The 9993-nt window shown below is 69.4% G+C and carries 13 protein-coding genes and 1 tRNA gene; 7 read left to right on the top strand and 7 right to left on the bottom strand.

Annotated features, from left to right (window positions below; genetic code table 11):
* Nucleotides 1–133: 133 nt before the first annotated feature.
* Nucleotides 134–880, top strand: coding sequence for an LPXTG cell wall anchor domain-containing protein (locus Apa02nite_RS49515; RefSeq protein ID WP_203831372.1), 747 nt, complete (start codon nucleotides 134–136; stop codon nucleotides 878–880).
* 80 nt (nucleotides 881–960) lie between these two features.
* On the opposite strand, the gene Apa02nite_RS49510 is transcribed toward Apa02nite_RS49515, so the two are convergent.
* The 3 genes from Apa02nite_RS49510 to Apa02nite_RS49500 form a co-directional block, all read right to left on the bottom strand.
* A complete protein-coding gene (locus Apa02nite_RS49510) occupies nucleotides 961–1185 on the bottom strand; it encodes a hypothetical protein (protein ID WP_203831371.1) in 225 nt (74 codons plus the stop codon).
* 210 nt (nucleotides 1186–1395) lie between these two features.
* Nucleotides 1396–1467, bottom strand: a tRNA-Lys gene (locus Apa02nite_RS49505).
* Nucleotides 1468–1537: 70 nt separating this feature from the next.
* On the bottom strand, nucleotides 1538–2077 hold the full coding sequence (locus Apa02nite_RS49500; protein WP_239165120.1) for an RNA polymerase sigma factor: 540 nt from the start codon (nucleotides 2075–2077) through the stop codon (nucleotides 1538–1540).
* 46 nt (nucleotides 2078–2123) lie between these two features.
* Here Apa02nite_RS49500 and Apa02nite_RS49495 point away from each other — a divergent pair, with 46 nt between their 5' ends.
* Nucleotides 2124–3464 carry a serine/threonine-protein kinase gene (locus Apa02nite_RS49495; protein ID WP_203831369.1) on the top strand — a complete coding sequence of 447 codons (1341 nt, stop codon included), beginning with the start codon at nucleotides 2124–2126 and terminating at the stop codon, nucleotides 3462–3464.
* On the opposite strand, the gene Apa02nite_RS49490 is transcribed toward Apa02nite_RS49495, so the two are convergent.
* Nucleotides 3465–4037 (bottom strand): hypothetical protein, encoded by a 573-nt coding sequence (locus Apa02nite_RS49490; RefSeq protein WP_203831368.1) that lies wholly within the window; start codon nucleotides 4035–4037, stop codon nucleotides 3465–3467.
* Between the two features lie 247 nt (nucleotides 4038–4284).
* On the opposite strand from Apa02nite_RS49490, the gene Apa02nite_RS49485 reads away from it, so the two are divergent.
* The 3 genes from Apa02nite_RS49485 to Apa02nite_RS49475 all read left to right on the top strand — a co-directional run bounded on the left by Apa02nite_RS49485 (nucleotide 4285) and on the right by Apa02nite_RS49475 (nucleotide 6716).
* Nucleotides 4285–5505 (top strand): phytase, encoded by a 1221-nt coding sequence (locus Apa02nite_RS49485; RefSeq protein ID WP_203831367.1) that lies wholly within the window; start codon nucleotides 4285–4287, stop codon nucleotides 5503–5505.
* Between the two features lie 59 nt (nucleotides 5506–5564).
* On the top strand, nucleotides 5565–6092 hold the full coding sequence (locus Apa02nite_RS49480; protein ID WP_203831366.1) for a flavoprotein: 528 nt from the start codon (nucleotides 5565–5567) through the stop codon (nucleotides 6090–6092).
* 177 nt (nucleotides 6093–6269) lie between these two features.
* Nucleotides 6270–6716, top strand: a complete 447-nt coding sequence (locus Apa02nite_RS49475) for a hypothetical protein (protein WP_067687661.1) — start codon at nucleotides 6270–6272, stop codon at nucleotides 6714–6716.
* Here the strand turns inward: Apa02nite_RS49475 and Apa02nite_RS49470 are convergent.
* Nucleotides 6710–7507: a L,D-transpeptidase family protein gene (locus Apa02nite_RS49470; RefSeq protein WP_203831365.1), complete on the bottom strand. Its 798-nt coding sequence runs from the start codon at nucleotides 7505–7507 to the stop codon at nucleotides 6710–6712. The genes Apa02nite_RS49475 and Apa02nite_RS49470 overlap by 7 nt on opposite strands.
* Before the next feature lie 157 nt (nucleotides 7508–7664).
* On the opposite strand from Apa02nite_RS49470, the gene Apa02nite_RS49465 reads away from it, so the two are divergent.
* Nucleotides 7665–8291, top strand: a complete 627-nt coding sequence (locus Apa02nite_RS49465; protein ID WP_203831364.1) for a CGNR zinc finger domain-containing protein — start codon at nucleotides 7665–7667, stop codon at nucleotides 8289–8291.
* 70 nt (nucleotides 8292–8361) lie between these two features.
* The gene (locus tag Apa02nite_RS49460) at nucleotides 8362–9144 is read left to right on the top strand and encodes a zf-HC2 domain-containing protein (protein WP_203831363.1); all 783 of its coding nucleotides are present in this window, start codon (nucleotides 8362–8364) and stop codon (nucleotides 9142–9144) included.
* A 48-nt stretch (nucleotides 9145–9192) separates the two neighbouring features.
* On the opposite strand, the gene Apa02nite_RS49455 is transcribed toward Apa02nite_RS49460, so the two are convergent.
* A complete protein-coding gene (locus tag Apa02nite_RS49455) occupies nucleotides 9193–9426 on the bottom strand; it encodes a hypothetical protein (protein ID WP_067687666.1) in 234 nt (77 codons plus the stop codon).
* A 63-nt stretch (nucleotides 9427–9489) separates the two neighbouring features.
* Nucleotides 9490–9948 (bottom strand): large conductance mechanosensitive channel protein MscL, encoded by a 459-nt coding sequence (mscL, locus tag Apa02nite_RS49450; RefSeq protein WP_203831374.1) that lies wholly within the window; start codon nucleotides 9946–9948, stop codon nucleotides 9490–9492.
* Nucleotides 9949–9993 lie beyond the last annotated feature (45 nt).

The raw sequence follows: 9993 nt of genomic DNA, 5'->3' as shown, positions 1-9993 counted from the left end.
TGGCCAACGAACCAGCCCGATCCCCGGCCGCGGGTAGCCGGCCGTGTGATGTTCATCGATACTTTCTTGCTTCTCCGTTTGCCATGGGGCACTATCTCGACGGTTTGAGTTCGCAACGGGGAGGTAGTCGTACATGCGGTGGAAGGTTTCGGCTGGGGTTTTGGTGCCGCTGGCTTTTCTGATTCCGGCGGCGCCGGCAGTGGCTCAGACCGAGTCGCCTGTGCTCAACGAGGTCTGTCAGACGGTTGAGCGCAAGGTGTTCAAGGACTTTCGCGAGCTTGTCGCCATTGATCTGGATACCGCTACCGATGTGCAGGTGCGGGTGTTGGCTGACCAGCTGCTGAGCGAGGCGAAGGCTGAGGGGTTGCCGACTGTCTCCACTGCACTGCAGAAGGGGCTGGATGGGAGCGCGGATGAGTTGCGGGCGTTCCTCAAGGCCAACCTGCAGCGCGCCTGGACGGTGGACCTGCGGATCTCGGTGGGTCGGACTTTGACGGGTGCGGGTGCCAACGTGAACGCGGCGGCGCAGAAGGTGCTCGACGGTAATGGCGTCGACGTCTACCTGGCATACCTGAACGACGGGCTGTATGCCGCGCGGGTGCTTGACTGTGCGGCTCAGCCGTCGCCCTCTTCGCCCACGCCGTCTCCGTCGGTGTCGTCCCGGCCGACGTCGGCGCCTAGTGTCACGCCCAGCGCGAGTAGCGCTGCTGCGATCCCTGGATCTTCCGCCAGCTCGGGTACTTCTGGTGGCGACGGTGGCGGGCTGCCGGTGACCGGTGACGCCACCGGGACCGTGGCCGGTATCGGCGGTGCGCTGGTGCTCCTCGGTGGGGCCGGTTATCTGGTGGGGCGCCGTCGTCGCTCTCGGTTTGTGGCGTAGCTGAATTGACGCGCCCGGCTCGGGCTTCACCGAGTCGGGCGCTGCGTTTCTTCCGTGGCGACCTGGTCGGCGGTGCGGCGTCAGGGAGCGCGGCGAGGCGCGGGGTCGCCAGGGCTGGAGCCGTGGCGTCTGCTGCCTGAGTGCCGGGTCGTCTGGCCGTTGCCGCGGGCCACACAGAGCTCGCCATGTTCGTCGTCGAGCCAGTAGGACTCTCCGGCAGCGATGAAGGTGGGCTCGTCGAGCTGGAAGCAGCAGTCCACCCGGGTGGCGAGCAGCAGTCGCTCAGCGATCACCGGATTAGTCACCGTGCCTCCTCGAAGCTGCCGAGACGGAGCCGGCCGCCAGCGGAGCGGCCGAGACGGAGCCAGCGGAGAGGGAGCCGGCCGAGACGGAGCCAGCCGAGACGGAGACGGCCGCCAGCGGAGACGGCCGTGGGTGGAGACGGCCGTGGGTGGCGCGCTTGGTGGAGACAGACCAGGTCAGCGCCGGGGACCGGGGCTGACCTGGTGTAACAGTGGGCCGCCAGGGACTCGAACCCTGAACCTAAGGATTAAAAGTCCTCAGCTCTGCCATTGAGCTAGCAGCCCGCGCCTTGCAAGGGTACCGACCCCGTTCCGTTCCGCAATCATGTACCCGCCGACCCGGGGGCGCCTCCGATTAACCAGCGGTCAGATACTCCCGGACGTGAGCGCGGCCCTGGTGGATCCGGGATTTCACGGTGCCCTCCGGGATGCCCAACTGTCCGGCGATCTCCCGGTAGTCGAGCTGGCAGATGTCGCGCAGCACAACCGGCCCGACCAGGTCGGCGTTGCGGTTCTCCAGGCGCTCCAGTGCATCCAGCAGGTCGAGCCGGGAACCGGCGATGACACTCGTGGTCCGGGCGTCGGCGACGTCGATCGGGGGCTGCTCGTGTGCCTCCTCGACCGCGCGGCGCTTCAGCGACCGGTACGTCTGCCGCGAGCTGTTCGCGATGATCACGTGCAGCCAGGTGCTGAACTTGGACCGGCCCTCGAAGCCGCCGATGTTGCGGGCGACCTGCAGCAACACGTCCTGGCAGGCCTCTTCGGCGTCCTGGTAGCAGGGCAGGAACCGGGCACAGCGCCGCAGGATCGACGGCTGGATCTCGGCGAGCAGCGCTTCGAGAGCGGCCCGGTCGCCGGTTGACGCTCGCCGGGCGAGTTCCTCTTGATCTTGCATGTGCCTCATTGATCGCCCCCGTTGTCGTGACGCTCATAATACGAACGTGCCAACACTCACCAAGATCGGCCGCTACCGCGTCACCAGACGACTCGGCTCGGGAGCCTTCGCCACGGTGTGGCTCGCCGAGGACGACGTGCTGGAGTCCGAAGTGGCGATCAAGGTGCTGGCCGACAACTGGGCGCACCACCCGGATGTCCGCGCCCGGTTCGAGCAGGAGGCGCAGGTGCTGCGACGGGTCGACTCCGAGCACCTGGTCCGGGTGCACGACTTCGGCGAGCTGCCGGACGGGCGGCCGTACCAGGTGATGACGTACGCCTCGGGCGGCACCCTGGACGAGCGACTGGCCGCCGGGCGGATGCCGCTGGACGTGGTGCTGCGGACGGCCACCGCGATCGCCGAGGGGGTGACCGTGCTGCACGACTCCGGGGTGCTGCACCGTGATCTCAAGCCGTCCAACGTCCTGTTCGACATGGTCCGCGGGCGGGAACGGATCCTGGTCGCCGACCTCGGCCTGGCCAAGGAGATCGCCCAGGCGTCCGGGTTCACCGTGGTGACCGGCACGCCCGGGTACATGGCGCCGGAGCAGCGCCTGCTCGGTGGTGGCCTGGACGTGCGCGCCGACGTGCACGCGCTCGGTGCGATGACCTATCAGATGCTGACCGGGCAGACCCCGTACGCCGATCGCACGCGACTGACCGCCCCGTCGAAGCTGCGCCCCGGCATCCCGAAGCGGATCGACAATGCGGTGCTCCGCGCGCTGGACCCGGACCGGGCCCGGCGCTGGCCGTCGGCGCAGGCGTTCGCCGCCGCCCTGGACCTGTCCGTGGAGCGCCGGCTGCTTCGCTGGACGGCCCGGATCACCGGTGCGGTGATAGCCCTGGCCGCCGTGGCCGCGGCCGGTGGGGCGACCGTGCCGTACGGATCTCCGCCGGGTTGGGTCCGGGTCCGCGACGACGCACACGCGCTCTCCGTCGCGGTGCCGGCGTCGTGGGCCCGCCAGCTCCGGGACCAGGGCTGGAATCCGGCCTCGATCGGACTGCCCGCCGGCCCGTCGCCCGGCCTGCAGGTGGGCGCGGATCTGGCCAGCTCGGCCGGTACCTCCCCGGCGGTGCTCGCCGGGGTCAGTCCGTCGATCCGGGTGCCGGGCAGCGCCACGCTGCCCTCGCACGACGACTGTGTCCAGCAGCCGGACCGGCCAGTTTCGGTCAACGGCCTCAGCGGTCAGGTGCGCCGCTGGACCGCCTGCGCCGGCACTGGCACCTCGTACAGTGAAATTCTTTTGATCGGTGACCGCGGCGCCTATCTGCAGATCCGGCAGAACGGGCCGGTCGACCGCACCGACGACGTCCTGCGCACCCTGCGGATCACTCGTCCCGGCAGCTGATCAGTCGGAGCAGCTGTCGCGACGGAACTCCAGCGAGAGGTAGTCGACCTTGCCGGCCTCGATCTCGATCTGGTAGACCGCGTTGTCCGATCCCGGGACCTGCGCGAAGCCCTTGCCGGTGTCGCCGCCGTCCACCGGGTTCTCCCAGTCCGGGTAGGCCTTGCGCACCGCCTTGAACGTGCTCCCGAGCTTGATGCCGGCCGGGGTGGTCAGACCGGGGTAGGCGGTGATCGACATCAGGCCCTTGGTGCCCTCGAAGATCACCGGCGAGTGCGTCTCGTCGGTCTTGACGTAGTAGACGGTGGAGCACCCGGTGGTGTCGGGCTCCGGGTCCTTGACGATGAGGCCGGTCCTCACCGCGGCGGCCTGCGACATCCCGAGCTTCAGATCACCGACACCGTACGGGCCGAGGTGCAGCGTGGTCGCCGGCTTGCCGGTCTTGCTGGTCTGCGGTGAGGCCGACGTGACCGCCGCCGACGGACTCGGCGAAGCGGACGGGGAGCTGGAGGGAGTACCGGCAGTCGCGGAAGTGCCAGGGGTGATCCCGCCGACCGGCTCCGCGGCCCCGTTCACGTGTTCGGGCTTGCTCGAGCACCCGGTGATCAGAGACAGACCGGCTACCGTCGCCGCCAGAACCGCAATTGTGCGTCGCATCGCTGTGTTCCCCGTTTTCTCAAAGCTCACTGTGTTGCTGTCATTAGGTGCGATGCGGGGTTTCCGGCTCTAGTTCGGGCATTCTTGTAACGGCTGGATAACGGCTAGATGGCGTGTTCAGTCTCAGGTCACCCGATGGACAGCTCGATCGGGAATCCTGCTGATCATGCAACGTACTTCCGGAATCGCCGCGCTCGTGGCACTGACCACCCTGGCCGCCGGTGCACCGGCTTTCGCCTCGGAACGGCCGGCCCGCGAGATCACCGCGAAGGTCGAGACCCCGGCCCTGTACGACGACGAGGCCGGTGGTGACGCCGACGCCGACGATCCCGCGATCTGGGTCGACCAGGCGAACAAGGCGCGCAGCCTGGTGATCGGCACCGCCAAGAACGGCGGTCTGCGGGTGTACGACCTCAAGGGCCGCGAGGTGCAGTCGATCGCGACGCCGGACGGTGGGCGTTTCAACAACGTCGACATCATCTCCGGTTTCAAGCTGGGCAAGCAGCGGGTGGACCTGGCCGTCGTCACCGACCGTGGCCTGGACAAGCTCCGCATCTACCGGATCAGCCCGGCCGGCCTGACCGACATCACGTCGGCCGACGCCCCGCTGCTCTTCTCGAAGGACCAGGCGGAGGTCGAGGAGCAGGCCACCGGTTACGGCCTGGCCACCTATGACCGGTACGCCGTGGTCAGCCGCCGGCACAGCACCCGGCTGGGGATCTTCCGCCTCGAGGAGAAGCACGGCAAGGTCACCTACCGCACGTCGGACACCCTGGACCTGCCGAGCTCGTTCCGCCTGCCGAACGGCGACACCTGGTCGCCGTGCGCGGATCCGGGCGAGGGCCCGCAGGTCGAGGGCATGGTCATCGACGCCGAGGCGGGCGTGCTCTACGCCGCGCAGGAGGACGTCGCCCTCTGGCGGATCAACCTGCGCGCCGGCACGTTCAGCAGCATCCCGCGCATCGTCGAGAAGGTGAAGGAGTACGGCACCCCGGGAACCTGGGACGCCACCTCCGAGGAGTGCGTCCTGGACACCGCGAACGACCCGGGCTTCGGTGGCCGGATCACCGCCGACGTCGAGGGCGCCTCGCTCTACGAGACCGGCAAGCGTGACGGCTACCTGATCGTTTCCAGTCAGGGCGACAGCCGCTTCTACGTCTACGACCGTCGTACCAACCGCCCGGTCACCCTCTTCACCGTCACCGACGGACCCGCCGTCGACGGCGTCCAGCACTCCGACGGCGCCGCCGCGACCTCGGTGGCCCTCCCCGGCTACCCCAAGGGCCTCCTGGTCCTCCACGACGGCGAGAACACCCCGGCCGACGGCCGCACCAGCACCAACTTCAAGTTCATCGACTGGCGCAACCTCCACCTGGCCACCATCTGAAACGCCGGCCCGGGCCCCCGGCCAGGTCGGGGGTCGCGGGCATGGTGTTGTCTCGCGGGATGACCGTTGAGAGCAGAGTTCTCTACATCATCGTCTGTGCGGCCGGGCCCGCCGGTGAGGTCGGTACGCTCGTCGACCTCGCCCAGGCGGCCGGCTGGCAGGTGCAGATCGTTGCCACTCCGTCGGCGCTGGCGTTCATCGACGTGGCCGCGCTGGAGGAACGGACCGGGCGGGTGGTGCGCAGCCGGTACCGCGACCCCAGTGAGCCGCGGAGCCGCCGGGCCGACGCCATCATCGTCGCGCCGGCCACCTTCAACACCATCAACAAGTTCGCGCAGGGCACTGCTGACACGTACGCGCTCGGGCTCCTCGCCGAAGCGCCCGGGCTCGGCATTCCCGTGGTCGTCCTGCCGTTCGTGAACAGTGCGCTCGCGTCGCGGGTGCCGTTCGCCCGCAGTGTCGAGCAGTTGCGGGCCGAAGGGGTTCGGGTCATTTTCGGGCCGGGGGAGGTCGAGCCGCACGAGCCGGGCGCCGCCGGAGAGCGCCTCGGGGTCTATCCCTGGCATCTGGCGTTGGAGCGGATCTGAGTTCGCCGGGCACCCGGTTGGGGTAACCGGGTTGTTCCGAATGAGGCCGCCGCGCCGGAAGAACCACTCTCCTGGGTGGGTATTCGCTGGTCAGCGCGCTGCGATCGTGCCAAGGTCAGTGCTGGTGTGTCGGGACGGGACAAATTCCGTCCGGTATGCCCTGAATGGGAGTGTGTTTTGACAGTGTGGGATGACGATCAGCTGTCGGCCGGGTTCCGGTCGATGATGCTGCTGGCTGCGCTGGTTGAGCGGGGCGGGCGGCCCGCCGCCGTGTCGCCGACCGTGCGGCTGCGGTCGGGGGAGAACCAGTACGGATGGTTCCCGGCCGACGTGGCCGGCGACGGTCGCCGGGTGGTGGTGGTCACCGACCAGCGGATCATTCTGGGTGACCGGGAGTGGTCACTGCAGTCGCTGGGCCGGGTGGAGGCCGAGCCGGCCGACTGGGCGATCCGGCTGTGGATGTGGGGCCGGTCGGAGCCGCTGGTGCTGAGCGGGCCGTGGGTGCCGTGGATGGGCGTGGTGCTCTGCGCCGAGCTGTACGGTGCGGCGCTGCCGCCCGAGGAGAAGGTTCTGGTCCCCGGGCCGCGGCAGCCGCTGCGGTCGGCGCAACGATCCCGTCAGTAGACCCAGACCTTGGTCTTCAGCGGCAGCGCGTCGTTCTTCCACAGCCAGTTCATCGCGGAGATCGACACCCGGGCGCAGCCGTGTGAGGCCGCGTAGGGCGGGACGCTGGTCGCGCCGTGCACCGCGATCCCGCCGTTGAAGTACTTCGGGCGCCACAGCAGGCCCAGCGGGGCGTGCCGCCAGCCGTCGATCTGCCGGCTGACCCTGAATTTTCCGCTCGGGGTGTCGGCCAGGAAGGTCTCGCCCTCCTGCTCGTAGTACTCGTTCGAGCCGGTCGACGTGTTGAAGATCTGAGTGATCTCGCCGTTGTCGACGAGCATCAGCAGCTGCCGCTTCAGGTCGATCTCGATGGCGCGCCCGCTCGTCGACTTCGCCTTAGGCCGCACGCCCTTGTCCAGGATCTTGCGGGTCTTCGGGCCGACCACGCCGTCCCGGCCGGTGCCGGCGGCCTTCTGCAGCGCGTACACCGCCTGCTGGGTGGCGCCGCCGAACTTGCCGTCCGCCGTGCCGTTCCAATAGCCCAGCTCGGTCAGCCGGTTCTGCAGGGCGAGCACGTCGGCGCCCTTGGCACCGACCTTCAGCTTCCGGATCGGGGTCGGGGTCGGCGGTGACGTCGAGGTCGCCGGTGGGACGCCGGTCGAGGTGGGCGCGGACGGTCCGGCCGAGGCGCTGGGCGCGGCCGTCGGCGATTTCGGTACGGCGGTGGGCGCGTCCGGGGTGCCAGAGTCGCAGCCGGTGGCCACCGTCAGCGCCGCCACCACGGCGACCGTGATCGCCAGAACTCTCCGCACGGGGCCTCCCAAGCCGGTTCAGCCGAGTCGAGCCGCATCATTCTAGATACCTATTTACAACCGTTCACCCGCCGACATTCGATCGTCCACCGCACGGGTGGGTGACCGGGTGCCCCGTGGGCGCAAGGTGTGAAAAAGAGTCAAGTAGTCTTTGGCTATGTCGTGGAAGGCGAGCGCCCGGCACGGTGTGCGAGAGGCGCCCGGAGGCTTCGCCCTCGTCCAGGAATTGCTGAACACCCGTGCTGCGATGTCGTACGGCCCGGACCTGCTCGGCGTCGTCGAAGACGCCCAGTGGTGGGTGACCGACGCGCTGACCACTTGGTCCCGGGCGTCCGGTCTGCCTGCCCCGACGCTGCTGCTCGCGGCGAGTGACCTGCGCTCGCTGCGCCGGCTGCGGTCCGCGTTCGAGCAGGTCGTGCTGGCCGGGTCGAACCAGGAGCCACCCGGCTCGCTGCCACCCGCCGACGTGCCGGTGAGCCTGGCACCGGACGCGGCCGGCTGGGTGCGGGTGGTGCCGACCGGCCGGGGCATCCGGTGGCTGGCCTCCGCGCTGTGGGCCGAGGCGCTGCTGGCCCAGCAGGCCGGGGCCTGGCCGCGGCTCAAGCTCTGCCACAACGCGATCTGCCGGGCCGCGTTCTTCGACACCTCGCGGAACAACAGCGGGGTCTGGCACGATGTCAGCACCTGCGGCAACACCGCGAACCTGCGGGCGTTCCGGGAACGGCGCCGGCTGCTCGGCCACAGCGAGGAGATCGAGGTCGGCCCGGGGCCGGACTACCACTGACCCGCTCCCGGGGGCTGATCCGCCGAGATCGGGTGGGAACCATCGGCCGGTTCCGCGCGACTATGGAGTCATGGCGTGTGAACGGTGGCGCGAGATGCTGTCGGCGCAGTTGGACGGTGAGGACGATCCGGTCCTGCGGCCGCTGGTCGACGAACACCTGGCCGGCTGCGCCGGGTGCCGGGAGTGGCTGGACCGGGCCGCGGCGGTGAACCGGCTGACACGTACCGGAATGGTGCCGGACGTGCCGGATCTCAGTGCGGCCATCCTGGCCGCGTTGCCGGCGCAGGCCCCGGCGCCCTGGTGGCGGCGCCTGCCGGTGGCGGCGATCCTGTACGTCGCGCTCGCCCTGGTCGGCGCGGTTCAGATCATCCTGGGGCTGGCGCAGATCGGTGGCGCGTCCGCGGCCGGGCACGTGCACCTGGGCCCGTCCACCGCGCCCGGGCACCTGTGGAACGAGTCGGCCGCGTGGAATGCCGCGGTCGGCGCGGGTTACCTCTTCCTCGCGCTGCGGCGGACCCGGCCGGTCGGGCTGCTGCCGATGCTGACCGCGTTTGTCGGGATGCTGCTGCTGCTCTCGTTCAACGATCTCACCGGCGGGCGGGTGGACGTCACCAGGCTTGTCGGTCACGGCTTCGTGATCGTCGGATATCTGCTGGTGGTGGCGTTGTCCCGGGGCGCCGGCGGGCCGGTGCGGCCGCCCGGGTCACGGGTCGGCGCCGGGTGGCGTTTCGACGGGGCGGCAGTGCCGGAGGAGGCGCCGGCCCCGTGGCTGCCGGGGCTGCGGCTGGTCCCGCCGGCCGGTCCGCTCACTGCTCAGCACGAGCCCGGTGAGGAGAAGCACCGGGCGGCCTGACCGCTCGGCACGAGCCCAGCGGGGAGAAGCGCTGGGCGGCCTGACCGCTCAGCGGGTGGGCGGGCGGACGGACAGCTCGCGCCAGTCGTCCGGCCCGTTCAGCAGGGCGCGGACCATGTCGATCGCGGCGTCCTCGCTGTCGTACTCGAAGAAGTGCGAGGAGCCGTCGGTGCCGCCGGCGCGCTGCTCGACATACCACTGATCACCGCTGGTGCGCAGGTAGACATCCTTGCGGGCCAGGCGGCCCCATTTGCCGTTCCACCAGTGCTTACGCTGCTCCATCCCGGCACTGTATCGAACATGTGTTCGAACAGTGCCGGGAGGGCTGATCTTTTTCGCGGTATGTCAGCGCGGGGGCTCCTGGCGGCGCTGGAGAACCTCGTCCACCGCGCTGCCGTACACCTGGCCCTGCGCCGGGGTGCCGGCCTGTGCCATCAGGGCGTCGCGGATCTCGGTGAGCAGGCGGACCTCGTCGCTCGGTGCCTTCGACTCCGGCTCCTGGCCGCGCTTGCGGCGCTCAGCCAGCTTGTTCAGCGGGAAGACGACCAGGAAGTAGAGCACCGCGGCGGTCAACAGGAAGGTGATGATCGCGTTTATGAAGCTGGCGTAGTCGAAGGGCACGCCACGGACCTTGAAAGTGCCGGCCGTGACGCCGCTGCCACCGGTGACCAGCTGGATCAGCGGCTTCAGGAAGCCGTTGGTCAGAGTCGTCACGACGGTGGTGAATGCGGCACCGATGACCACACCGACGGCCAGGTCGATGACGTTGCCGCGCATGATGAAGTCTTTGAAGCCTTGGAACATCTTTCCCACGAGCACTCCTGAAAACCGAGGGTCAATTCGGCAACG

The organism is Actinoplanes palleronii (assembly GCF_016862315.1).
Classification (GTDB): Bacteria; Actinomycetota; Actinomycetes; order Mycobacteriales; family Micromonosporaceae; genus Actinoplanes; species Actinoplanes palleronii.
This window is presented reverse-complemented; position numbering and strand designations above follow the sequence as displayed.

Excerpts from the sequence above, each read along its gene's own strand:
- Apa02nite_RS49515 (WP_203831372.1), top strand. The coding sequence starts at position 134 with ATGCGGTGGAAGGTTTCGGCTGGGGTTTTGGTGCCGCTGGCTTTTCTG.
- Apa02nite_RS49500 (WP_239165120.1), bottom strand. The coding sequence starts at position 2,077 with ATGCAAGATCAAGAGGAACTCGCCCGGCGAGCGTCAACCGGCGACCGG.
- Apa02nite_RS49485 (WP_203831367.1), top strand. The coding sequence starts at position 4,285 with ATGCAACGTACTTCCGGAATCGCCGCGCTCGTGGCACTGACCACCCTG.
- Apa02nite_RS49480 (WP_203831366.1), top strand. The coding sequence starts at position 5,565 with ATGACCGTTGAGAGCAGAGTTCTCTACATCATCGTCTGTGCGGCCGGG.
- Apa02nite_RS49465 (WP_203831364.1), top strand. The coding sequence starts at position 7,665 with ATGTCGTGGAAGGCGAGCGCCCGGCACGGTGTGCGAGAGGCGCCCGGA.
- Apa02nite_RS49460 (WP_203831363.1), top strand. The coding sequence starts at position 8,362 with ATGGCGTGTGAACGGTGGCGCGAGATGCTGTCGGCGCAGTTGGACGGT.
- Apa02nite_RS49455 (WP_067687666.1), bottom strand. The coding sequence starts at position 9,426 with ATGGAGCAGCGTAAGCACTGGTGGAACGGCAAATGGGGCCGCCTGGCC.
- mscL (WP_203831374.1), bottom strand. The coding sequence starts at position 9,948 with ATGTTCCAAGGCTTCAAAGACTTCATCATGCGCGGCAACGTCATCGAC.